We start from the raw sequence: 24,262 nt of genomic DNA on the forward strand, positions 1-24,262 counted from the left end.
CAGGAAACCTGAAACCTGAGACTATAAATTTCTATTAGTCAAATGGATTGGTTTTGTTTCGGCGCAGGAACGCGGCAATGACCAGCGAGAAAATGACGCCGATCAAAATTGTTCCGAGTACGCCAAAAATAAACTGTAGTCCTGGTCCTGTCTGCATCATACCAACGGCCTGATCAATCTGATCGTCAGAGAGTTGCCCCTGATCTTCAAGTTTCTCCCGCACTTGTTCAGATACCCGCTCCTGAAAGCCAGGGTCGATCACGCGCGTATAGAGCACGGTGAAGGTCGACGACAGAAAGCCAGCCACCGCCGACAGTAAGGCCCCCAACCCCACCCCTTCGCCATAGGTCATATAGCCTTCGTTGGCCGTGCGGTACTCACGCATTCCCATCGTTAAGCCACCAATCAGGATAGCGTAAACAATAAGGCTAAGGGCGGTGTTGGTGGTCTGATCGAAGGTATAGAGTAGGGTTGAGTAGACTATTAAGGCAACTCCGGTAATTAATCCCCATTTCAGGGCAATGCGGGCAGTAGTGGGCTGATTGTTCATGGGTTTGTCAGGGAGAAAAAACGAATGGATTATTGCAGGACACTGTAATCCTGTTTGCGAAAAATAAGCGAAATAATCAGCACAGGCAGCACAGCCAGTGCTGTTTTTTTGGTCAGTTCGTCGGGGAGCAGAACACCAGGCTGCATGGCACTGATTTTGGTCCACTGTTCGGCAAAGGTTTCGGGGCCAAACTGATCGGTAATTTGCTTTTTTCCGTCGAGCAGGAGTTTCTTTGAGTTAACGACATACTCGGCAAATACAGTTGGATCAAGTTGAGTTACAAAAAAATAAATAAGCCAGCCCGTCACTAATGCGGCTACGGTGTTGAGTACGTAACCGATGGTGAGGCCTTCCCACAAATGCAGTCGCCCGTGGCCTACATATTTCCGATAGTACCAGACCGTTGCCACCATCACGATAATATGAATGCCATAATCCAGCACCCGAATGTTGCCCAAAGCGGGCAGGCCAATGGCATACAGAGCCAGGAAATAGAAAAAACATAAAACGCCCGTCAGCAACCCGGCCAGCAGCGGGATTTTTAGTAATGGGTGACTGAAATACTGGAGAATAGCTGTCATAAAAACGAAGTAAACTGCCCTTGGTGAACAGTGCCCACCACCCGGCCAGTGAGGGTCTGCCCCAGAAAAGGTGAATTTTTTGATTTTGAGAACGTGCGTTCATACGTCCAGCGTTCGGTTGGGTCGAAGAGCGTCAGCGTAGCGATTTCGCCTTCGGCAACATGAACGGGCGGCAACCGCAGAATTTGCCGGGGCCGGCTGGTTAACTTGCCGATTAGCTGCGCCAGGGGTATGTTGCGATTGTAGGTCATGATGGCCGAAAAAACGGTTTCCAGCCCAATCATACCAAACTCGGCCTGGTCGAACTCCAGATTTTTGCTCTCGGCGTCCTGGGGCGAATGATCCGACACAATAGCATCAATTGTGCCATCGGCCAGCCCGGCCCAGAGTGCCGCCACATCGTCGGGTGAACGAAACGGCGGATTTACCTTCAGATTGGTATCGAAATCAGCCAGGGCCGAATCATCGAACACGAGTTGATGAGCTGCCACGTCGCAGCTAACAGGCATCCCCTGCGCTTTCGCCCGCCGAATTAACTCAACCGAACGACCCGTCGAAATGGTGGAAAAATGGAGGCAGGGAGGCAGGGAGTGGGCAGCAGGGGAGACGGAACCAGGCTTAACAGCTCCCTGTTCCCCACTCCCTGCCCCCTCCTGCCCCAAAACATAATCCAGTAACCGTAAATCGCGCTCCACCATAAGTTCTTCAGCCAGGGCGGGCATTCCTTTCAGGCCAAGTCGAGTACTTTGGACGCCCTCGTGCATCTGCCCAAACCGATTGAGCAACTGCTCTTCGGGTCGGTTCATCAGCAGCCCATTCACGGGTTGCAGGTATTGCAGCGTTTTAAGCAACAAATCAGGATTCTGAAGGGGGTGAGTTCCGTCTGAAAACGCAACGGCTCCGCTATGGTGCAGGTCGAGCATTTCGGTGAAGTCCTCCCCTGCGGCTTTGTTGGTTACGGCGGCAATTACATGAACCCGCACGGGCTGCCCCTCGGCCATGCGCCGAACATACCCCAGTGTGCCCTTCGCATCGACAACGGGCTGGGTATTGGGCAGCACCGCAATGTCGGTAAAGCCGCCAGCCTGTGCCGCCCGGCAAACACTTGCCAGGTCTTCTTTGTGTTCGTAGCCAGGGTCCTGCGCCAGCACGCGCATGTCTATCCAGCCCGGAGATACATGCAGATTAGTCGCGTCAACGATTGGCCCATCGGCACCCGTACCCAGTTTCTCCCCAATTTGACGAATCAGGCCGTTTTCGATCAGAATATCAACCAGTTGCCCATCGAACGATGAAGCAGGATCAACAACACGGGCAGAGCGAATCAAGAGTTGCATGGGCAATCGTTTCCTTCGTCACAGAGCCATTCGTATGGCCGAACAGGTTCACAAAAAAGGCCCCTTACGGAGCCTTATGCTATATTAATAAAATCATCAGGCCCCTACCAACTCCTGGTAAGCATCGGCAGTTAGCAAACCATCCTGCACGGCGCCGGCAGGTTTCAGCCGGATAATCCAGCCTTCGCCATACGGGTCGCTGTTGAGCAGTTCGGGGCTTTTTTCGATGGCCGGGTTGAGTTCCAGAATTTCGCCCTCGATTGGCAAAAACAGGTCCGATACCGTTTTAACGGCCTCCACAGCCCCAAACACGTCGCCCCTGGCCAGCGATTGCCCAACCGTGTTGACATCGATGTAGATAATGTCGCCCAGTTCATGCTGGGCGAACTCGGTAATGCCTACAACAGCCGTACCATCCTCTTCTATCCGAATCCACTCGTGATCCTCCGTGTACTTCAGCTCTGCTGGAAAATTCATTATTGGTTGCTTTAACGAACAGGTGCAAAATACGGTAGCCGTGAGCGGATTTGCAAACCGCATTACTTAGTTACCACTGCCGACTGGTTCGGCGAGAAGTTATAGGCTCCGAGCCGGTCGCTGCTCTGCCGCTGAATCATCCACTGTGGATAAGGCTTCGGATTGGCGCTCACCTCATCGAGTTGCTCCAGTTGCTCAGTGGTTAAGCTTAATTCAACGGCTTTAATATTATCCAGCAGTTGATCGGTGTTTTTTGCGCCAATAATAACGCTTGTCACGCTCGGTTTAGCCAGCACCCAGGCCAGGGCAATACGGGCCACCGAAACACCGTGGTCTTCGGCTATGTGCTGCATCACCCCGATGATATCGTAAGCCCGTTCCTGATTGACCGGCGGAAAATCGAATCCCAGCCGGCGTGAGTCGCCTTCGGGCTTATTGTCGCGGGTATATTTACCCGACAGAAAGCCGCCCGCCAATGGACTCCAGGGCAAAATAGCCATCTGCTGATCCTGCACCATCGGCACAAGCTCGTTTTCGAGGTCGCGCCCGGCAATGGAGTAATAATTTTGAGTGGATACGAATTTCGTCCAGCCATATTTATCGGCAATACCATTGGCTTTCATTACCTGCCAGGCAGCCAGGTTGGAGCAGCCAAGGTAGCGCACTTTGCCGCTTCTGACGACATCCTCCAGCCCCCGCATGGTTTCCTCCAGGGGGGTGATGGCGTCAAATCCATGAATCTGATACAGGTCAACATGGTCGGTTTGCAGGCGTTTCAGACTTCCCTCAATCTGCTGCATAATTTGCAGGCGACCCAGGCCTACCTGATTTTTCCCCTCCCCCATGCGACCCCGCACTTTAGTGGCAATCACGAGTTCATCGCGCGACAGACCGAGTGATTTCAGGGCCTGTCCCAACAGCCGTTCCGACTCGCCGAACGAATATACATTGGCCGTGTCGATGAAGTTGATGCCGTTATCGATGGCGGTTTTAACGATGTCGTTCACCGCATTTTGCTGGAGTTCGCCCATTGCCTTCCAGTAGCCGGTACCGCCAAAGGTCATGGTACCGAGACAGATTTCGGAAACCAATACTCCCGTATTTCCGAGCGAGTTATAATTCATGCGTTCGTTGATTGGATTTAGTAGTTCAACCGGGAAACCGACCGATTGTTGATTTAATTACTATCAATTAGCTGAAAATGATTTCTCAGTCAACAAAGAAGCCTCCAATCTTTTCAAAAAGTATTGGAGGCTTCTGCAGACGACGTCTACTTGAAAAACGCGCTATCTATACCCTCCCTAAAAAGTTCGTCGCCTACCTGCAGGCGTTGAGCATACATCGCTTTGGCATCCTCACCGGCTACGTACCGCAGTTGTTTCTTATCATCGGTAGCAGCTTCGTAAACAACATAGGCGATTTGTTCGGCAGTGGAACCTCTTTGCTGGCGTGCCGGGTCGGAAAAGGCAGCCAGTACTTTATTGACATAGGGAGTATAAGCCTCATGGTTAGTAAGCACCAGTGAGCGGCCAGCAAAATCGGTTTTGATACCACCCGGCGAAACAGTTTTAATGCCAATACCAAATTTCGACAACTCGAACGCCATACTTTCGCTCCAGCCTTCCAACGCCCATTTGGTGGCGTGGTAGACCGAGTTAAAGGGAAACGTAACCAAGCCGCCAATGGATGTCGTGGTGATGAATAAGCCCGATTGCTTCTCTCTGAAATAAGGAATAAATGCCTGTGTAACCCGAATAACGCCTAACAAATTGGTCTCAAGCTGTTTCACAATCTGCTCATCGGAGGTGCCCTCTAAGGGGCCAGCCAGGCCATACCCCGCATTGTTGAACACCACATCCACACCACCCCCCTCAATCACTTGCTGAACAATGGCCTGTACTTGCTCTGGATTGGTAACGTCTAAGGGTAATAAGCTGATGTTGGGTAATTGGTTCAGTTCGGTTTCCTTTTCGGGCTGGCGCATGGTGGCAATTACGTTCCAGCCTTTGTTGGCAAACAGCAGAGCGGTGGCTTTGCCTAAGCCACTCGAGGCACCGGTGATGAAAATTGTTTTTGTCATTGGTACAAATGGTTTGATATTCACAGTGTGAACAAACTGGAGTTAACTCCAGAATTCCCGAAACAGTACTTTTTTTTAGAAAAATGTCTATCCGCGAACTATCCAACCGAACGGGCTTTACCCCTGACACGATTCGTTTTTACGAAAAAATGAAGTTAGTGCAAAGTAATCGTCAGGGTCGGCGGGGGCATCGGCAATTCGACGAATCGCACATAGCCGGGCTTTTGCAGATTAAATTTATCAAAGCGATGGGCTTCACCCTCAAAGATATTCAGGAGAAATTCATGGATTGGCAGGCCGGTCGGCTGACGGACACTCAGAAGAAGGCTATCCTGGAAGAACAGCTTCAAAAAATGAACGAAGCCGCGGCTGAAATCGAGCAGGTCCGAGCCTATTTACAAAAAAAGATCGCCCACTTTGATGAGCTGTCCTGTTCGGCAGAGGCTGTCACTTCTCACCCGTCGCCAGTCGGTCAAACGCTGTAATGACTTCAAAACGGTTGGGGTTATCACGTCGATAAAAAACCGATACAAAGAAGCGTTCGGAACCGGCGGAAACAGTGGGAAGGTCATACTTGCCAAAAAGACGAGTACCGTACCGGGCATACCACGTATCAAACTTTCGTTTGCGTGCTGTTTCGCGCGAATTGGAATCATCGCAGATGTACAAGACAACGCGTTCGTAAGCCATAAAAAAGTGAGCGATACCCTTGATAATTGTTGCTTGCACAGACCTGTCAGCCGGAATTCTATCAGGATTAGGGGCAGAAACGAGGTCGATCACAATTTCAAAGACGGTATCCCTCCAGCTATATTCTGAAAAGACATATCCACTCGGCTTAAAACGAACTTCGTAAAAGCGTATACAGCATTTGTTCCTTCTTCCAGCGTGAAGTCGTAAGCAGGAACGCCTATAAACTCAAACGAAAGGGGTTCCTCGTTCTGCATTTCGTTTTAATAATGGCTCAACAGCCTTCCAGAATTCAGGATTATCAGCTTGTTTCCTGATTTCGGCCTCTGTTTCGCGCTTGCTCTGCATTAATTTCCGATAAAACACCAGCAGTCGCTCTTCTTGTCCGAGGGTGAGTTCTTCGTCACGGATGCCCTTGAATTTTTTCTGGGTTTCCATAGTCGTTGCTGTTTAGAACACAAACCTACAGGTTGTCAGAGACTAAACAAATGATGGGCTGAATTGAGTTCGGCCGTGCAAACCCATTTGCCTGTCTACTCGGCCAGATTAAACTTCACCTGCACCCCACCGGCCGTAGTGGCCCGGCGGAACGAGTTCGAGACGAGCGGGTCGTTGAAAGTCCGGTCGAAATAAAGATTGAAGTTTAACCGGCGACTGACGATGTAGCTAATCTGGGGGCGTAGCTGGAAATTCACATTGCCCGCCGTAATGATTTGTTCGGCATCTAACTTCCGCTGAATAGCCCGTGTGTCGCGCAGAGTCAGGTTGCAGGAGAACGTCAGGTCGTTTTTCAGTTTTTTATAGGCCCCGTTGATGCGAAACGGAATCCGCACATTTTGCCGGGTGAAGCCTACCGAGGCCGTCAGGTCTTTGTTGCTCAGCTCAGCTACCTGCGAGTTGGATAAACTCAGGGCCACGTCGCGGCTTTGGTTGTATTCCAGCCGCCCGCTAATGCGGCTCTTGGTCTGGAATTGAACCCCAATCATCGGGGCAAACTTCTCCGACATGGTGATGGTACTCATGGCCACAATCGGCACATACTGACCTAACTGGTTCACGGCCGCTATGAATGAACCCGACTGGCGGGCAATGGATTCGGGCGTGAAATCCTGAACGGCCAGGTTCACATAAGCGGCCCCGTACTCTAAGTTAGAAATGAAGTTGCCAACGCTGTAATTCGAGGAATAACTGTGGGTAATGGTAAAGGCGCTGAACTGCTTCTTAATAAATCCTAAACCCGACAGCCCATTGTAATCAATGCGCCAATTGGGGAGAGGGAAATTATAAAAGGGAGACAGTTGCGCTTTTTCGACCGGCTGACCGCTGTAGGCCGCAAAAAAAGCCGGTATCAGCACATCCTGTGAGGTTTTATCATACCGTCCTTTCGTATCAGGATTTGCCAGTGTCAGTTTGTCGATGAAATACTGACGATAACTCTCAAACCGGTCGAAAATTGGCGAGGTGTTGTCGTCACGCAGGCCAATAAATGCTGTTCTAAACGACCAGAACGACATGCTGAACTGCCCATTCCGCACGGGCGAGTACGTCTCGAACGGCCCGCCCTGCGAACCGGGTCGGTAATATTCCTGGTAGGCATCGGTCCGGTCTAATCGCCAGTTTATCTGCATCCGAAAATCCCTGAACGGCTCTAAGGTCGTGCTGGCCGTAAATTTCTTTGTAATGTTCTGCTGGAAAGCGGTATTGAGCACCGTGCTGGGCGTGAGCCAGCCCCGTGCGGCTGCCTTATAAGCAATGTCGCGGGCCTGACTGCCGAGCACAAAACCCAAACCGGGGGCGTTGTCCTGACCCAACCCGAAGAATCGTGGCGTGGGCAGGAAGCCCGGCAAAATGGTCGATTCCTGCAACGCATACGAGAAATTGATGCCCCGCACCGTGAGCAGTGCCCGCGTGAAATTTTTCAGGACTTTGCTTTCACTCCGTTCAATATCCTCAATGTCGCCGGGGTTGCGGGCAAAGTTTTTTCGCACCGGTGCCGGGGTATTGGCAAAGCGCAGGTAACGGATTTTGTTGTACAACCGGATTAAATCGACCCGGCCAGTAATGCCCTGTTCGCGGTTGTTCCGCAGGACGTTACCAAATGGAACTCCCAGCGAGTCGGCAATACCGAACGAGTTAGCCTGAAACTGGTAGCCCACGCCATACGAGGCATCGGCAGCAATCCAGTCGAGCAGGGGAATTTTATCTAAGGGCAGCCGATACGTCGCCCGAATGTCCTGCACAAAGTTTTTCATCCGGCCCAGCCGCTTCAGACTGCCAACGATTGAGTCGCGTTTGGCCTGGGTGTTGATGTCGCCCGCTGGTTCGTCGATGATGGCGTTGGCCTGGGCGTGGTAAGTCAGCACCAGGGAGCGGGTCAGGTTCCAGGTCAGGTCATAATACCGGTTAAACAAAAAATACTTCTCAAACTGCGGCACAATGCCGTTGGTCGTCAGGTCGGATGAGCGAAGCTGGGTTTTAATAAAACTCCGGTCTAAATCTGTCCGAATCGACACTAATGACGGCAGCAGCGTCAGGTTGAAATCTTTGAGCCAGCGCAGGTACGGAGCCTCAAACGACGCAACATTGCGGAAGGGTTCAAACGCTTTCGGCTGGCCGCTGTAGGTATAGGAAATTCCTCCCCGGTTCTGCCGTTGCAGGTATTCCTCCGTCAGAATGTTTGTGCGTTTGATGTCGTTGAAGGCATACGTAAACGCAAAGTTTTCAATATCCCAGAAATGCGATTTGGCGTTCGGGTTTGTTTTTACCTTCCTGACGTTCGAGAAATTGTATCCCCGGCGCGTGGTATTATCCTGCACCAACTGGCGGTAGCTGTCCCGTTCGTTTTCCGATTTGGTCGAAAGCGAGGTTTCCAGCGGCATGTCGGGGTCGAGCGGGTCGAAGTGCGGGTTCACATTCCGATGGTCGTAATTGATATAGAGCGGGATGCGAAGGCCCCAGCTTTCGGGCAGGAATTTATCGACCGACAGCGCCGACGACAGCCCAAACTCCGACGTTGTTTCGAGAGCGCGTTCGCCAATGCGCGTCTGCACCCCGCCGAACCCAAACGTCGTGATGCGCCCCGAAGCGGTTAGCGTACCCAGGTCAGCCAATTTCATATTCACCGCACCAATGGCGGCCCAGCCTGCGTGCTGATCATAGCCAAACGCCCGCAGTTCATCGACCCAGATGGTGAACGTTTTAGGCCGTTCGCCATCGCTCATAATTTTGGGATTCCGCACGCCAATCATGACCGACTGCACCGAACTCAAATCGGGGTTTCCAACCACCGTAAGCTGATAGCGCCCGTTTGTTGATGGCTCCGTAAAGGGCAGCGATGTCCGGCGGGTTGACTGCCGGTTTCGGTTGGCTTTCAGGTTGATAAGTTCCTCGAATGCAATGTCGAGTTCGTTGGCCGTAGGCCAGACAGCTTCAGGAAGCTGGTCACCGGCAGGAGTAGCGATCAGGCCGGGAATTTCAATTTCGTAGTAGTTGTCGGTATAATCGGTGCCAAGCCGCACAAAAGCCGACGTCTGACCGCTCTCGTCTTCGGCATTGTGCATGTGCACAAACATTTTGAGCCGCTCCCGGAACAGCAGGTTCAGGTTCGTATTCCGAAACGCCCCCCGCGAGTCGCCATCGCGCAGGTTCGTCACACTTAACCGCATGGACTGCTCGTTCAGTTCCACTACGTTCGGCTGGGTAAAATCGCGGTCACGAACATAGCCTGGCGGCACCGAGTAAATGTATTTTTGGCCACCCTGAGCCGATGTCTGTGTACTGCTGTTTTCTTCGATATTCACCGTCGAAACGGTGAAATTGGCGTCATACGGTTCGGGTACTTCCTGCAGGCCGCGCTGGGTCAGGTCGCCAGTGTATTTGCGGTACTGGTTGGCTTCCATCTGTAACTGGGCAAACCGCAGTACCACCGGCTGAGCAAAATCGGTCAGGTACATCCGCATAAAGCGCATTGACTTGAAGCCGTTGATGCTGCCTACTTTCCGCAGTGGCTCCCGAATGGGAATTCGGAACTGATACCAGGTCACAACGCCATTCGGCGCACCCGGCGTGGGAACGGACACTTTATCGACAATGTATTTGCTCTGACCCACCTCTAACCTGCCGGGGCGCAGGTCAATTTCGTACTCGTAATAAGCTTCGTTGTCGTTGACGGTGTTGTCGATGTTCAGGTCTTCAATGTCGGGCAGTGTGGAGGAGGCTGGGGTTAGATACTGATTTATATCGGAGCTTTCGGGCGAGTTGTTTTCCATGCCCATGAAGCGCTTGTAGCGGGCCACGATGTATTTCTGCTGGTCGGCTTCTTCGCCGAGGTAGAACTTAAAATCATCGCCCGACGGGTCCTGCTGAATCTCGGCCAGCACTTGTGGGTTTGTCACCCGCGTTTGAATAGCCGTTAGATACGACTGAAACCGGGTCTGTTCAGCATTATTTTTTAAACCCTCCAAACCAATATCCTGTAGGTCACGCGCTCCGCTCTGGAAAGCATTGGTCACAAATTGCTGGCGGGGTGCCCGGCCCCAGGGTGTATCCTCTGTCCCTCTGTTTCGTATCGTATCCCGCGTTGACGACGTATCGGCTGGAAACCCATTCTCAAACGCATACCGGCCGTCTTTAATGACGTCTTCCGAAATATCACCGAGATTAAAGACCAACTTCCCGCCCGTTGTATTGTTGATGTGCTGAGCCGGGTCGCTGCTACTCCGAATTTTACCAGCTTCGCCTGGCACGAACGGATCCATCAGCCAGAACGTCACATTCTCGACGTTGGCGTTGTCGAAATCATTGTCGGAGGCAATGGCCCGCGTCACGGACCCAAAATTCCCGCGGGGATTGGGCAGGCTGCCGGTCGCGTCCAGATTGGGATTGTAGTTGTACATGCCCCGTTCTGCCGGGAAATACGACACATCCAGGATACTTTCGGGCAACTGCACGGGTCTCGGCGACCGCCCCGGAAACAGATCCTGCGGCAAAAAAGGACGTTCGTACACGTGGGCGTTCACATCGTCGAGGTCGATGTTTGAGCTAACGCCCAGCGCACCGGACGAACCAAACAGGGTTGGGTCAACGGAATAAACCGAGATGCGGGCGCGATTAAAGGCATAGGGCAGCGGGTCGGCAAAGGAGCCCTGCGGAAACTGCTGGGGCGTGGCGCCCAGTCGCCACCGGGTGGGCTGGCGCGTCAGGTCGAAAATGGTCCGGGCCGCTTCAAAATCATCTAAGTAGCTCTCGTTCCGCGCTTTCTGGTTGGTGCCAGGGAAAAGCTGCGCCACCTCCGCATTGATTTGCACGGTCGACATTTCCTTTGTCTGCACAACGGGCAGGGCATCCAGCAGGCGCGTTAGACCGGGCGCATCTTTGCGGATGGTTGCGTTCAGCCCGACAATCGTGTTGTTGACCGGCTCGTTGCCCAGCGCCACCCGCGTCAGAAAACCGGCGGGCGTTTCTTTCATGTGCATAGCCGTCAGGCCAATGCTGATGTCGCGGTTAATGGCGTAGTCTAAGCGCGTGCCAATCAGCGTCCGGATCTGGTTCTGAAACAAATCGGGCTGTTCGTAGCTGATGCGAATTTCGCGCCCGGAGTTGGTTACGCTCTCGTTGATAATCCGCAGACGGCCAATCTGGGCTTCCAGTACGTAGTCCTGCCCCGCCACCAACGGAACACCCCCCGCCGTTACCGTTACCGACTGTTCATTGACGCCATACGGCAACTGTACCTCGGCCCCGTTGCCCGACTGGAACGAGCCTTTCAGGAAAAACTTGTTTTTATCGGCAATTTGCTGGGCATCGGCTAAGGTTGTCCGGTAGAGTTGATTGAACACATATTTGGCCTTCAAATCAGCCTCTTCCGTACCAAATTGCTTTTCCAGAAACGACCCAAACGGCTCCAGCACCGGGAAGATAATTTTCCCGTAGCGGCTATCCATCGTGTAGTTCTCGACGTAGTCGAAATTACCGTCGGGCTGGCCGTCTAACTGCTGGTTCAGCCGGTCCATGCCAAACAGTTGCACTAAGGGCCGATTCTGGGTCAGGCGGCCCTCCTGCAGGTTCGGGTTGTCGATACCCGTCAGGTCGTCTTTGTAGATAATACGTAGCTGAAACCCCTGCCGCGTAATCTGCGACGTGTTGAGGGAATAGATATTTTTCATCATCAGGTTCCACATCGGCAACTGGAGGTTGTTGCGAATTGTGGCCGACTTCAACAGCTTCAGTACCAGCACTTCGTCGTCGCGCCGGGCCTGGTAGTCTTCCGTCAGTTCACCAACTTTATAGCGTCGGCCCTGGTAGGTATATTCGTAGGCAACGGCCAGAATTTCGTCGTTGCGGAGCGGTGTCACCAGCGAGATATACCCCAGATCGGGCTGGAGTTTGTATTCGCGCTCAGTCAGGCGTTTGGCGCCCCGAAGCAGGTCATAATCCGTACCTTTAACCAGACCAAAGGTTCCTGTCAGCACCTCATTCGCCTGGTTAACCTGCCGAAATGGATTCGTCGGGTTGGCGACTAATTTATTATAAAGCCCGTTGGCCTCGTTCGCTGTCGGCGTTCGGTTGTTGCGGGAGAAAGGCGGCAGGTTCGGGTTCGTTTGAGCATACGGATTCCCTTCGCCCAGGTCCTGAAAACCCGCTAAATTTCGGAGTGACTCGGTGGTGTTGGTGCGGTTCGTGACATACACCTCGATGCGCGTAACATTGACCCCCGATGTCACTTGCGGCAATGTTTTGAGCGAGCCTTCGTAGTTGGCCCGGAAAAACTGTGACAGAAAGAAGTGGCGGTTCTCATCGTATTGGTCGGCACGTATTTCAAACGGTCGGTTTGACGTGCCGCCCCGCAACGTAATCTCGCTCTTGCGCGAGCGTTGTTGCGACGCCACCAGTGTGGCATTAAGTTTCCCGAAACGAAGCTGGGTTTTAATCCCAAACAGGTTTTGCACCCCCGGAATTAACTGGCTGTTAACGGCCCAACTGATATTACCTAATTCCAATCCCTGCAAAATACTCTCATTCTGGGGGGTAAAGTTGGGCATCGACCCATTTACACCCGGAACCCCGGGGAGGTTGGGTGCACCCGGCAAGTTGGGCGCACTGGGTAAGTTAGGCACGCTCGGCAACCCCTGCCCCGTGCCGAAAGCGGGCAGGTTGCCCCCTGGTTTATAGTTGAGTTTTAGGGCGTTCTCAAAATTAAAGCTGGCTTTGGTATCGAAATTGGCCAGTACACCTAATTTCTCGCCAATCTTCCCATTGAAGTTGATGCTGATTTGCTCGTTGAACAAAAAGTTGCCATTCCGACGCTGCCGGACGGGCAAAACCGGGTTGTCGATGAATTGGTAGAGGTAACCGAAATCGAGCGTGACGAAGCCGTTGGGTTTAAAATCAATCTGACTACCGCCAAAAAGCCGGTCGACAATGGGCGGCAGTTCGAGCTTCGGAATTAATCCGCGTCCACTTAACGCACTTTGCCCATCGCGCTGAGCGCCGTATTCCCGCCAAATACCCTGTTCAACGCGCTGATTCTGAATGGCATTATAGGTCGAAAACGGAATGGTTTCGGCGGGCCGATAGGGCAGCCCATACTGCGAGGGCGGCAGGGTCGCGACGGGCTGACGGGCTGTACCAACCAACGAAGTCCCGGAAGCAGGTGTCTGGCTCGTTTGGCCCTGCACATTATTTGACAGAGGGGCACCCGATAAGGATACGCCGGTACTTACGCGTTCGGTAACGCCAATACGTCCGTCGGTGTCAAGCCGAAAATCGGTCGAGACACCTTTCGGGTCACGGAGAATAAACGGTGATTTAGACGGGCGTTCCGAGAAACGAGTGGCGCGTCGGTCGGGCCAGTTGATGGTGGGTCGGCGATTGGCCGAGCGCAGGGCGCGAATACTGTCATTTCGGTCCTGAACGGCCTTTTTGGCAGAATCGGCCCGCATAACGGCCCGCCGTCGGGCATCGGCACGGGCCGAATCAGCAGCAGCGGCCTGCCGTCGTCCGGTGGCTCCGCGCCGGGGTTGAGCAGGCACGGTCTGGTCCTGTCCAATACTGATTCCCAGACCAATAAGCAACCAGAATCCCAGCACCAGCCAGCCGTTCGGAACGAACAGAAGCCGGCTGACAGTAGGAATAAGGTGGCTAATGGCAGAACTGTGAACAGAGTACGGGTTCACCATGGGGGGTACTTTCAGGTTCAGAATAGGTAGTGTACGGTACGTTACTTTGATCAAACGGCCAGAATTGGGGCAATCGTCTAATCTGGCAATAGATTTTTTTAACGGCGTTTTTCGCTTCTTTCGGCGCCAACGAGCGGCAAAAGTACGAATTGACTCGATGTCATACGAACAAATTATGCCGTGTGCCTCTGTTTAGTGACAAAAGCGCATAAACAAGCTTACAATTACCGGGCCATAATTTGTAGTGAAGTGCGGCCCAACCCCTCCGGGAGAGGGGTTGGGCCGAGGGTATAGAGCGGGAAGGGTCAGGCCTCCACAGGTGCCGGGCGGCTTCCTGCCTGAATGAGGGAATAGCCGGTTACCATGCCAAAGCCAACCATGAGCATGATATGCAGAAAGAACATACGAAAGTCCTGAATGTAAATGGCCAGCAGTAGCCCACCCAGGAAATACAAGGCCAGAAATCCTTCGGCCACTATGAGCCAGTTGATCGTTCGACTGACGTACTTATTGGCCGCCCAGCTATCGGCAGCCGTTGTTACGTTGAACTTAGGGGTTCGGACAAACGGGGTTTTTCGTCCGACGTACCCCTCAATGACGGCAATGGTATTGTGCAGCGACAGGCCCATCATTAACGACGAATACATGGGAAAATACCAGGCTAATTTTGCTTTGTTGGCGGGCTTCAGAAACCAGAAAGGAATGCCGTAAAAGGCAATGAGAATGAATAAGTTAAACTGAAACAGATTGATGACCACAAAAACCCACTCCCACTCGGGGTGCTGACTCCGAATATAAATAAGCGGCACGCTCATGACCCCCAATACGAGAACCAGAATAAATGTTGCGCTGCTAAACAGGTGAAAAAAGGCGTGCAGTTTCACCGCGACCGATAAGCCGGGTGTGCGGAGCACGTTAACGAAAAGTTTCCGGGCGCACTCAGCAGCCCCCTTCATCCAGCGGTATTGCTGCGATTTCAGGGCGTTCATAGCGACCGGCAACTCGGCGGGCGAACCAACATCTTCGCGGTAAACAAACTTCCAGCCCCGCAGTTGGGCACGGTAGCTCAGGTCCAAATCTTCGGTTAGGGTGTCACTCTGCCAGCCACCCGCATCAACAATGGCCGCTTTGCGCCAGATACCGCCCGTTCCGTTGAAATTCGCCAGAAATCCGGCGGCATACCGGCCACTCTGCTCAATGGTAAAGTGAGCGTTCAGCCCAAACGCCTGCAACTGAGTCATGAGCGAAAAATCTTCGTTGAGGTGCTCCCAGCGGGTCTGAACGATGGCCACTTTGGGGTCGGCGAAATGCAGCACGGTTTTAAGCAGAAAGTCGGGAGCGGGCACAAAGTCGGCATCAAAAATGGCAATAAACTCCCCCTTCGCCAGTGTCAGTCCGTAGGCTAATGCCCCGGCTTTAAAGCCTTTCCGGTCGGGTCGTCGAATGTGGTCGATGGCGAAGCCCTGCCGTTTATACTCGTTCACCTTGGCCGCAATAAGCTCCACCGTTTCATCCGAGGAGTCATCGAGAAGTTGAATGTCAAGTTTATCTTTTGGATACTGTAGCTGCACAATGGCGTCAATCAGCCGTTCGACAACATAGAGTTCGTTGTAAACCGGTAGTTGCACCGTCACGTGCGGCAGTTCGTCGGGCACCGTCAACTCAGCCAGTAAATTCATGGTCTGACGCTTTCGCTCGGAACGCAAATAGATGATTATCAAGCTTAATTGACCACAGTTATAGAGGAACAAGAGTAACAGCGTTGCTGCATATAAAATCAGAACCAGGGCTTCCATATGGTTGAGTAAAGCAGTTGTGGGTTAACGAATCGGTCAGAACCATTAAAACCACATCCTCCCACCACAACCACCTGATTTACGCTTTTGTTACTGATTGTGACCGTAGGGGCGTTTAGCCAATGTGTTCTTAAGCAACCCTATCTTACCAATACGAGTCTGATTCCCTTAAAATGTTCTATACTTGAGCATGGAAATTTCGTTCATCGGCGCGGGCAACCTCGCCTGGCACCTCGCCCCGGCTCTGGAAAATGCCGGTCATCACATCAATGAGGTCTATAGCCGTCAGCTTCAGCATAGCCGCCAGTTGGTCAGTAATCTGTACGATGCCCGCACGCATTCTGACCTGAACCTTGCCGATAGCCCGTCGCGGTTGTTTGTCCTGGCCGTTGCCGACGACGCCCTCGAGGCTGTTTGCTCGCGGCTGGTATTGCCCGAAAACGCCGTAGTTGTGCATACGTCTGGGGCGAAATCCCTTCATTCGCTGGAACAGTGGATGGCCATTTACAGCGATGTACCCGTTCGGACGGGTGTTTTCTACCCCCTTCAGACATTCACAAAAGGCCAGTCATTCATGCCGTTTGAGGAGATTCCACTGTGTATCGAAGCAACCGATAAAGACACCGAAGATGCCCTGGTTCAGGTGGGCCAGGAACTTAGCGATATTGTTTATTTGATCACCTCCGAAGAACGCCGAACCTTACACGTTGCGGCCGTTCTGGCGTGTAATTTTACAAATCACCTCTTGTCACTCGCGCATGAGCTGACAACGGATTACGGCCTGGAGTTTGACCTGCTCAGGCCGCTTATTACCGAAACATTCCGTAAAGGTCTGGCGGTTGCCAATCCCGCTGATGTGCAGACAGGCCCGGCCCGCCGGGGCGACCTAACAACAATTAGTGAACACCTTGCCTTCTTAGCCCATCAGCCGAAAGTAGCCGAAATTTACCAGGTTATGACCGACAGCATTCGACAACACTATGGACGGTAATTAAACTCTGATCCTTCGCAATTGTTACCTTTAAAATAAAACAGTAAATATAATTACATATTAAGCAAACCATTAAACCCATGTGAGATACTTTTTATATCAGTTATAGCCCACTTATTGCCTATTGTGGTAATTTGCAGACGTCATGGCTGGTAGAGACAATCAACGTTTGGCTTTGGTATAAGGGGTTTGCCCAATAGGGCTACTGGTTATTAATCTGATGAGGGTCATGGGTACGTTCAACCAATCGAACAGGAAACAGATTGCTCAGGAATCACTCCGGAAGGCCAGCCAGCTTGCTTTATACGAACAGTATGGTTCGATGGCGTATGGCCTTATTTTGCAGATACTTCCCAACAATCCGGAAGTAGCGCAGACTGTTCTGGTCGATGTATTCTCGTCGCCAGAGTTAAAAGCATTGGCTGAGAAATCCACGCGACCAGCCGGAGAGCTTATTCGGCTGGTCAGAGCCAACGCACTTGAGGCCCGGCAATCCACCATGGCCTCAACGCCATTACCAGCCAAATCACTTCAGGCCACGAACGATACTACTGAAAAACTCGTTTTCGATTTATCGTTCTGTCAGGGCTACACACCCGATGCCATTGCCGAGAGTCTACAACTATCCCGTCCGAACGTGCTGAAAGCTATTTACTCGTATTTTAAGCATCTTCGTTCGTCTTAACTGAATTGTCCTTGAAGAACTACCATTATTTGGCAAGCGGTGTTTTGGAAGCCTATCTGCTGGGGTTGGCTACCGAACAGGAGAAAGAAGAAGTCGAGCAATTGCTGACGACCGATGCCGACGTTTTAGCGCAGTTAAGCGAACTCGAAACGGATATGGAAGAGTACTTTATACGTCATGCCGTTCCTCCTCCACCGGGCATTCGCGAGGCCATTGAACTGCGAATAAGTGAAACAGACATTAAAAAATGGGAACCCGCCAAACAGGCCGGCCCAGAACCGAGGGAAACGCGTTCCAGGCAGCCACACTATGTGAACGTTGAGGTTGACGAGACGCACATCCGTGTCCATAAAAATTGGCGAACGGCCTTTATCGCCGTCTTTATTCTGTCGAAGATCTTTTTAATCCTCGGGCTTTATTTCTACTTCAAGGCAAACAGTCTGGAGCAGGAAATTACCCGGCTCAAAACTGCTCCTCAACAAACGGCACCCCTACCCCGAACCCAGTAAACCAAATTTGGGTTTGTGTATCTGACCGATGGCTACCCATTCCCGTCGTGGTTACTACGCTCCCAATGAAACATACTCTGCTCAGTCTGTTCGGCTGTTTAGGCTCTTTTTTTTCGGCCCGCGCTCAGTGGCAGCCACAGGTCATTGGCACCGATGCCAGTTTCCGGGCGGTGAGTGTTGCCAGCGCCGATGTTGCCTGGATTGGCGGCACCAAAGGCACATTTGTCCGCACGGCCGATGGCGGAAAAACCTGGCAGACGGGCACTGTTCCTGACGCCCAAACCTGCGACTTCCGCGATGTGCAGGCCATTGATGCCCAAACCGCCTATCTGATGAGTGCCGGACCCGCCGAGCAGGGCCAGGCCCGGCTATACAAAACAACCAACGGCGGGCAAACCTGGTCGCTGCTTTTCCAAACTCAACAGCAAGGTGTGTTTTTCGACAGCATGGATTTCTGGGATACCGATCATGGGATCGTGGTGAGCGATCCCATCGACAGCAAATGGTTCATGCTCACTACCGACGATGGGGGAAAAACCTGGCAACCTGTACCGCAGGCCACGTTGCCATTGATGGAGTCGAAGGAAGCAGCTTTTGCTGCCAGCGGAACGAGTTTGGTGGTGCAGGGAAAACGAAACGTCTGGATCGCATCGGGCGGGGGGCGGTTCGGGCGCGTGTTTCGTTCCACCGACCGGGGCCACACGTGGGCCGTAAGCAACACTCCGCTGCCAGGTGGCGAAACAACGGGGCTGTTCGGAATGCAGTTTTTCAGCACTAAGATTGGTGTGGTGGTAGGGGGTAATTACAAACAGGAGCAACAACGCGGCCCCAATGCGGCCATCACCCGCGATGGCGGAAAAACCTGGGAATTAGTCGCCCCGACCGATCCGCCCGGCCTGAAAGAAGCGATTGCCTTGCTTCCCGGCGACCGGTTGGTGGCCGTTGGCCCATCGGGCACGAGTTTATCTGCCGACCAGGGGCAGACCTGGCAACGGCTCGACACCGAAGGCTTTCATTCGCTGGCGTGTGCCAAAGGAACGTGCTATGCAGTAGGCGCGAAGGGAAAAGTGGCCGTGCAGCGGTTTAAGTAATGCTTATTGACGTCCATTTGTTCATCACTTCCGACGATGCGTGTAAGCGTTTTTTTACGTAAATTTGTTCGTGTAAAATTACCACCTCATGGTAGCAATCGAATCGACCGGAACCATAGATCAGCAGGGGCAGCTTACGTTAAATTGCCCGCTTAGCCTGCGAAACCAGAAAGTCAAAGTTTTGATTCTGATTCCTGACTTATCCGACGACGAAGCGTGGCTCACAACTATGGCGACTAACCCATCTTTTGATTTTCTGCACGACGAGGCTGAAAATATCTATACACTCGCCGATGGTGAGCCATTGACGGATGAAAAATAAAATTGTTCTTGTTCCCTTTCCCTTTGATGACTTAACAGGAAGCAAACTACGTCCTGCCCTTTGTTTAACGAATACTATTGGTACATACAACCACGTCGTTGTCAGTTTTATTACCAGTCAGGTGGCAAAGGCTAACGAGCCGAGTGATTTACAACTTCTGACCGCCCATCCGGCGTTTAAACTTACAGGGCTAAAAGTCGACTCGTCAATTCGATTTCATCGTTTAATTACCATTCCTACTTATTTGATCCAACGGCAGTTAGGCGTTTTACCAACAGCGTATCAGGCCGATCTGGAGCAGAAGCTTCGCTTGCTATTTGAGCTTCACTAATTTGTTTGACCTATTCTACCCTAACCCCTCGAGACAACCAGGAACGTGCTATGCAGTGAGCGCGAAGGGAAAAGTGGCCTTGCAGCGGTTTAAATAGTTTTCAAAAGCCAGTAAAATAGCCGCCCCATCTTCTTCGTTATTCTGCCGTGTTGTACGATTAACCCTCCCTGGTTATGTTTGTGAAAGCGGCTTTATCCCTGTCTATTTTCTTATTGATTGTCGCCTTTTCTGGCCCGTTGCCTGCCCAACCCCAGGAGGCCCCTGTGCGCCTTTTTGGTTCCGGTGCTTTTATTTGTAACTATACCGGTGGCAACGTTGGCCCACAGGTCATCTGCTCACCAACCACAACTTCCAACGGTCATGCGGAGAAAGTGGTGGACCGGATTCTGCGACCTATCGGGTTGATGCGTAATTTTAAGGTCATCGAGTGCTCCAACACCGACAACTGCTTCGCCACGGTGCTGAAAGGCCAGCGGTTTATCGTATACGATGGCGCGTTCATGGAGAAGATTGAAGAAGAAACCGAAACCGACTGGTCGGCTATCAGCATCATGGCCCACGAAATCGGGCACCATTTGCAGGGCCACACCATCGACGGGCGGGGCGGGCAACCCCAAAAAGAAATCGAAGCCGATAAGTTTTCGGGCTTTGTGCTGCACCAACTTGGCGCATCGCTGGAAGAGGCCTTAGTCGCTGTCAGGACGCTGGGCGATGAACACGCCACCCCGACGCACCCGGCTAAAATTGCTCGTCTTGAAGCCATTCGGAAAGGCTGGCACGAAGCCGAAGCCATGTACCCAAAAAGCCGAATCCCGGTGAGGGTTCCGGTGGCAACAGCGCCCAAACCTATGGCGGCTACCAGCACGAATTCAGTAGCCGCTACCCGGCCGGTAGTCGCGCCCACGGTTCCGGCCCGGCGGTCTGGTGGTTCAGCTACAGTTGGTTGCATGTCAGGCGATTGCCAGGACGGAACAGGCGCATTCGTTTACCCAACCCGCGAGCGGTACGTCGGCGAATTTGAAGAAGGTGATAAGCACGGCGAAGGTACTGAGTACTATGCCGATGGGAAGGTGAAGTACAAGGGGAATTTTCGGGATAACCTGCGCTCCGACTACGGCGTGTATTTCTACCGCAACGGCGACAAATACGCAGGCTGGTTCCAGAACAACGTTCCAAACGGCAAAGGAACCTACTATTTTGCTGATGGCGAACGCTTAGCGGCGACGTTCAGAAACGGACAACCTGTGCAATAGCTAAGGAGAAAGGAAAAGGCAGAAGGGAACAGCGACTGATTCCTTTCTGCCTTTTCCTTTCTCTTCTGTCTAAAACGCCAGCATCGTCTTCTCAATCACATCGCAGGCTTCGTGCATCTGGTCTTCGTTGATGACGAGCGGGGGAGCAAACCGGATTTTATCGCCGTGCGTCGGCTTGGTAAGCAGACCGTTGTCTTTCAGTTTCAGGCAGATTTCCCAGGCCGTTTCGTCGCCGAGGTTCGGGCGTTCAGCAATCACGATGGCATTGAGTAATCCCTTACCCCGCACCGATTTGACAAGGTCTGTTTTGTGGCTGAGCGCGGTCATGCGGGCGCGGAATAGTTCACCCATAGCGGTTGCATTTTCAGCGAGTTTTTCGTCTTCCACTACCTGAAGCGCTTCCATCGTGACAACGCAGGCCAGCGGATTTCCGCCATACGTGCTGCCGTGTTCGCCGGGTTTGATGGTGAGCATCACCTCATCGGACGTCATCACGGCCGATACGGGCATGGTACCGCCGGAGAGCGCCTTCCCCAGTACAAGCAAATCAGGCTTTACGCCCTCATGATCGCAGGCGACGCGCTTGCCGGTCCGGGCGATGCCCGTCTGCACTTCGTCGGCAATGAAGAGCACGTTGTATTTGGTGCACAGGCCGCGCACGCCACGCAGGTACCCTTCGTGCGGCACCACCACGCCCGCTTCGCCCTGAATCGGCTCCACCATGAACCCGGCAATGTTAGGGTCGCTTTTGAACGTATCTTCCAATGCGTTAAGGTCATTGTATGGAATGACGATATAGCCCGGCAGTAGCGGACCGAAATCGTTGGTGCTGCTGGGGTCCGTCGAGGAGGAGATGGCCGCCATCGTGCGCCCCCAGAAGTTTCCGGCGGCAAACACCACCTTCGCCTGATCCTGCGGAATGCCTTTGACTTTGTAGGCCCACTTGCGGGTGAGTTTCAACGCGGTTTCGCCCCCTTCGGCCCCCGAATTCATAATGAGCGCCTTATCGTAGCCGAAAAACTCGCAGAGAAATTTTTCGCAGAGACCGGTTTTATCGTTGTAGAACGCCCGCGAGGTCAGCGTTAGCCGTTGGGCCTGCTGCATCATGGCCTTTATGATGCGCGGATGGCAATGCCCCTGACTGACCGCACTATAAGCCGACAGAAAGTCGAAATACCGTTTATCCTCAACATCCCAAACGAAAACACCTTCACCCCGTGTCAATACCGCCGGAATGGGATGGTAATTATGTGCCCCGTAGCGCCATTCTAATTCCATGGCTTTATCGGCAGGCGAAGTAGGCGTTTTTGGCTCGATAGTCATCGCGAAAAGTAGTTAAGATGTGTTTGTTGGCGAAACGGGGTAGTTTTCTGCAACTAAAGGATGGTACAGGCCGTTTGCTTTCAAAAATACAGCTTCTTCCACAGACGCCCAAAATCATGCCCGTGCAGCCGCAGAAGAAAAAGATTCCGGGTCTACTGGATAACGACTATTACTATACGCCCGAAGGTTTCGTTGTCTTCACGGCGGCTTATCATCTTCGGCGGGGTTACTGTTGCAAAAGCGGGTGCCGTCACTGTCCATACGGATTCAAAAAAAAGCCGGATTGAGTTGCAGATTATGGATAGATTAGTTACTTTTGCGCCCTCATACGGAAAACGAGTACGGTAATGGCCAGAGTTTGTCAAATCACAGGAAAGCGCACACGCACGGGAAACAACGTTTCTCACGCTAACAATAAAACCAAGCGTAAATTTTATCCGAACCTGCAAAAGAAGCGGTTCTTCGTTGAATCGACCGGCGAGTGGATTACGCTGAAAGTGGCTACGTCGGCCATTAAAACCATCAACAAAAACGGCTTGGAAGCTACGCTTCAGAAAGCCTACGAGCGCGGTACGCTCTCAGTTTAGGCGTTCGCAGGATAATTCAGCATCAAGCCTCTTCCGGTCAGGAGGAGGCTTTTTGTGTTTTCTTTAAGTCAATGGGCGGTAGTCGATAGTGGCTGCCTCGCAACTATTGACTACTGACTACCGACCATTGACTTTCTTTTATGAAACTGAATTTTGAAGACCTGATCGTTTTTGAGAATGAGGATTACATACTCATCAACAAGCCGCCCCATGTCGCGTCGCTGGATGAACGTACCACCGACCGGGGCGGGCAGAGCATTATCCGGCTGGCAAAAGCGTACTATGCCGACGCCCAGCTTGGCCACCGCTTAGATAAAGAAACATCGGGCATTCTGGCCATTGCCAAAAACCCGGAAGCCTACCGGCACTTAGCCATGCAGTTTGAACACCGCGAGGTTACGAAACGCTACCACGCCGTAACGAACGGTGTGCATAATTTCGATGGCATTTCAGTGTATTTGCCCATTTCGCCCGTAAAAGATGGAACGGCGGTTCGGATTGACCGCGAGAAAGGCAAAGTGGCCGAAACAATTTTCAACACCCTACAGGCGTATCGCACCACCACACTCGTAGAGTGTATGCCCATTACGGGCCGGATGCACCAGATTCGGGTGCATTTGATGTGCCTCAAAGCACCCATCGTCAACGATGCAACGTATGGTGGGAAGCCGGTTTTTCTGTCCGACATTAAGCGAAAGTTCAATCTTAAACAAGACACTGAAGAACTGCCGCTGATTCACCGCGTTGCCCTCCACGCTCACTCCCTCACATTCAGCCTTATAAACGGCGAAGAACAAACGTTTGTGGCCCCCTACCCCAAAGATTTCAACGCGTTGGTGAAGCAGTTGGAGAAGTTTGCCTAAAAGAAATGAAAAATGGATAATGCACAATGAATAATACGCTGGCTACCCACATTATTCATTGTGCATTATCCATTTTTCATTCTTTATTTTCGTTATCTCTTTGTTCCTGAACTATTTGATTGATGGCGAAAGTCGTTTTTAGTTTATTTTTGAGTATCCTGTTGCTATGGATTGTTCCGGCAAACGGGCAGTCGGTGCCGGTGCTGAAATTCGACCAGTTGAACCAACTCATCGACCAGCCGAACGATACGCTGTATATCGTGAATTTCTGGGCAACGTGGTGCGCGCCCTGCGTGAAAGAAATGCCCTGCTTTGAAGCGGTTCGACAGGCGTATGCCGGGAAGAAAGTGCAGGTGTTGCTGGTAAGTCTGGACGATAAGGACAAATTGACTACGAACGTGAAACCGTTTGTCCGTAACCGAAGAATCCGGTCAAACGTGGTATTGCTGGATGAACCGGATGCGAATAGGTGGATCGACAAACTGGCCCCGGAATGGTCGGGGGCCTTACCCATGACGCTGATTATCAACAGAAAACAGAACGTTCGTCGTCTCATTGATAAGCCCGTAAAAAAAGGAGAACTCGAATCAATCATCAATCAATACAAACTATAATCGTC

At 52.2% G+C, this 24,262-nt stretch carries 23 protein-coding genes; 12 read left to right on the forward strand and 11 right to left on the reverse strand.

From position 1 onward, the window contains the following. Positions 1 to 34: 34 nt before the first annotated feature. The 6 genes from ACYVI1_RS19890 to ACYVI1_RS19915 form a co-directional block, all read right to left on the reverse strand. Complete coding sequence (locus ACYVI1_RS19890) at positions 35 to 550, reverse strand: DUF4199 domain-containing protein (protein WP_460912512.1); 516 nt, start codon at positions 548 to 550, stop codon at positions 35 to 37. A 29-nt stretch (positions 551 to 579) separates the two neighbouring features. Next, entirely contained in the window at positions 580 to 1,131 is a 552-nt protein-coding gene (locus ACYVI1_RS19895) for a DUF4199 domain-containing protein (protein WP_460912513.1), read from the reverse strand. Continuing rightward, positions 1,128 to 2,468, reverse strand: a complete 1,341-nt coding sequence (locus tag ACYVI1_RS19900; RefSeq protein WP_460912514.1) for a dihydroorotase — start codon at positions 2,466 to 2,468, stop codon at positions 1,128 to 1,130. The genes ACYVI1_RS19895 and ACYVI1_RS19900 overlap by 4 nt, the downstream gene beginning before the upstream one ends. A gap of 96 nt (positions 2,469 to 2,564) precedes the next feature. Then, positions 2,565 to 2,945: a glycine cleavage system protein GcvH gene (gene gcvH / locus ACYVI1_RS19905; RefSeq protein ID WP_460912515.1), complete on the reverse strand. Its 381-nt coding sequence runs from the start codon at positions 2,943 to 2,945 to the stop codon at positions 2,565 to 2,567. Between the two features lie 62 nt (positions 2,946 to 3,007). Beyond that, on the reverse strand, positions 3,008 to 4,069 hold the full coding sequence (locus ACYVI1_RS19910; protein WP_460912516.1) for an aldo/keto reductase: 1,062 nt from the start codon (positions 4,067 to 4,069) through the stop codon (positions 3,008 to 3,010). Positions 4,070 to 4,215: 146 nt separating this feature from the next. Then, complete coding sequence (locus ACYVI1_RS19915) at positions 4,216 to 5,025, reverse strand: SDR family oxidoreductase (RefSeq protein ID WP_460912517.1); 810 nt, start codon at positions 5,023 to 5,025, stop codon at positions 4,216 to 4,218. A gap of 83 nt (positions 5,026 to 5,108) precedes the next feature. On the opposite strand from ACYVI1_RS19915, the gene ACYVI1_RS19920 reads away from it, so the two are divergent. Further along, positions 5,109 to 5,510: a MerR family transcriptional regulator gene (locus ACYVI1_RS19920; RefSeq protein ID WP_460912518.1), complete on the forward strand. Its 402-nt coding sequence runs from the start codon at positions 5,109 to 5,111 to the stop codon at positions 5,508 to 5,510. Here ACYVI1_RS19920 and ACYVI1_RS19925 read toward each other — a convergent pair. From ACYVI1_RS19925 to ACYVI1_RS19940, 4 genes are all read right to left on the reverse strand, one after another. After that, on the reverse strand, positions 5,473 to 5,808 hold the full coding sequence (locus ACYVI1_RS19925) for a DUF6169 family protein (protein ID WP_460912519.1): 336 nt from the start codon (positions 5,806 to 5,808) through the stop codon (positions 5,473 to 5,475). The two genes, ACYVI1_RS19920 and ACYVI1_RS19925, sit on opposite strands and share 38 nt — an antisense overlap. A 135-nt stretch (positions 5,809 to 5,943) precedes the next feature. Next, the gene (locus ACYVI1_RS19930) at positions 5,944 to 6,153 is read right to left on the reverse strand and encodes a hypothetical protein (protein WP_460912520.1); all 210 of its coding nucleotides are present in this window, start codon (positions 6,151 to 6,153) and stop codon (positions 5,944 to 5,946) included. Positions 6,154 to 6,248: 95 nt separating this feature from the next. Continuing rightward, entirely contained in the window at positions 6,249 to 13,892 is a 7,644-nt protein-coding gene (gene sov / locus ACYVI1_RS19935) for a T9SS outer membrane translocon Sov/SprA (protein WP_460912521.1), read from the reverse strand. A gap of 305 nt (positions 13,893 to 14,197) precedes the next feature. Beyond that, positions 14,198 to 15,688, reverse strand: coding sequence for a cellulose synthase family protein (locus tag ACYVI1_RS19940; protein ID WP_460912522.1), 1,491 nt, complete (start codon positions 15,686 to 15,688; stop codon positions 14,198 to 14,200). Positions 15,689 to 15,878: 190 nt separating this feature from the next. On the opposite strand from ACYVI1_RS19940, the gene ACYVI1_RS19945 reads away from it, so the two are divergent. From ACYVI1_RS19945 to ACYVI1_RS19975, 7 genes are all read left to right on the forward strand, one after another. After that, the gene (locus ACYVI1_RS19945) at positions 15,879 to 16,679 is read left to right on the forward strand and encodes a Rossmann-like and DUF2520 domain-containing protein (RefSeq protein ID WP_460912523.1); all 801 of its coding nucleotides are present in this window, start codon (positions 15,879 to 15,881) and stop codon (positions 16,677 to 16,679) included. A 229-nt stretch (positions 16,680 to 16,908) separates the two neighbouring features. After that, positions 16,909 to 17,364, forward strand: a complete 456-nt coding sequence (locus tag ACYVI1_RS19950) for a sigma-70 RNA polymerase sigma factor region 4 domain-containing protein (RefSeq protein ID WP_460912524.1) — start codon at positions 16,909 to 16,911, stop codon at positions 17,362 to 17,364. Between the two features lie 11 nt (positions 17,365 to 17,375). Continuing rightward, positions 17,376 to 17,873, forward strand: a complete 498-nt coding sequence (locus ACYVI1_RS19955; protein WP_460912525.1) for a hypothetical protein — start codon at positions 17,376 to 17,378, stop codon at positions 17,871 to 17,873. 65 nt (positions 17,874 to 17,938) lie between these two features. Further along, positions 17,939 to 18,964 (forward strand): WD40/YVTN/BNR-like repeat-containing protein, encoded by a 1,026-nt coding sequence (locus ACYVI1_RS19960; protein WP_460912526.1) that lies wholly within the window; start codon positions 17,939 to 17,941, stop codon positions 18,962 to 18,964. An 88-nt stretch (positions 18,965 to 19,052) separates the two neighbouring features. Then, positions 19,053 to 19,286: a hypothetical protein gene (locus tag ACYVI1_RS19965; protein WP_460912527.1), complete on the forward strand. Its 234-nt coding sequence runs from the start codon at positions 19,053 to 19,055 to the stop codon at positions 19,284 to 19,286. After that, entirely contained in the window at positions 19,276 to 19,617 is a 342-nt protein-coding gene (locus ACYVI1_RS19970; protein ID WP_460912528.1) for a type II toxin-antitoxin system PemK/MazF family toxin, read from the forward strand. The genes ACYVI1_RS19965 and ACYVI1_RS19970 overlap by 11 nt, the downstream gene beginning before the upstream one ends. Before the next feature lie 173 nt (positions 19,618 to 19,790). Then, on the forward strand, positions 19,791 to 20,870 hold the full coding sequence (locus tag ACYVI1_RS19975; RefSeq protein ID WP_460912529.1) for a M48 family metalloprotease: 1,080 nt from the start codon (positions 19,791 to 19,793) through the stop codon (positions 20,868 to 20,870). A gap of 69 nt (positions 20,871 to 20,939) precedes the next feature. On the opposite strand, the gene rocD is transcribed toward ACYVI1_RS19975, so the two are convergent. After that, complete coding sequence (gene rocD, locus ACYVI1_RS19980) at positions 20,940 to 22,193, reverse strand: ornithine--oxo-acid transaminase (RefSeq protein WP_460912530.1); 1,254 nt, start codon at positions 22,191 to 22,193, stop codon at positions 20,940 to 20,942. Positions 22,194 to 22,309: 116 nt separating this feature from the next. Between rocD and ACYVI1_RS19985 the strand changes: the two genes are divergently transcribed. The 4 genes from ACYVI1_RS19985 to ACYVI1_RS20000 all read left to right on the forward strand — a co-directional run bounded on the left by ACYVI1_RS19985 (position 22,310) and on the right by ACYVI1_RS20000 (position 24,257). After that, positions 22,310 to 22,480, forward strand: coding sequence for a DUF5522 domain-containing protein (locus tag ACYVI1_RS19985; RefSeq protein WP_460912531.1), 171 nt, complete (start codon positions 22,310 to 22,312; stop codon positions 22,478 to 22,480). A 60-nt stretch (positions 22,481 to 22,540) separates the two neighbouring features. Next, positions 22,541 to 22,780 (forward strand): 50S ribosomal protein L28, encoded by a 240-nt coding sequence (gene rpmB, locus ACYVI1_RS19990; protein WP_460912532.1) that lies wholly within the window; start codon positions 22,541 to 22,543, stop codon positions 22,778 to 22,780. 140 nt (positions 22,781 to 22,920) lie between these two features. Next, the gene (locus tag ACYVI1_RS19995) at positions 22,921 to 23,643 is read left to right on the forward strand and encodes an RluA family pseudouridine synthase (RefSeq protein WP_460912533.1); all 723 of its coding nucleotides are present in this window, start codon (positions 22,921 to 22,923) and stop codon (positions 23,641 to 23,643) included. 122 nt (positions 23,644 to 23,765) lie between these two features. Beyond that, complete coding sequence (locus tag ACYVI1_RS20000) at positions 23,766 to 24,257, forward strand: TlpA disulfide reductase family protein (RefSeq protein ID WP_460912534.1); 492 nt, start codon at positions 23,766 to 23,768, stop codon at positions 24,255 to 24,257. Positions 24,258 to 24,262 lie beyond the last annotated feature (5 nt).

It is taken from the genome of Spirosoma areae, assembly GCF_054781775.1.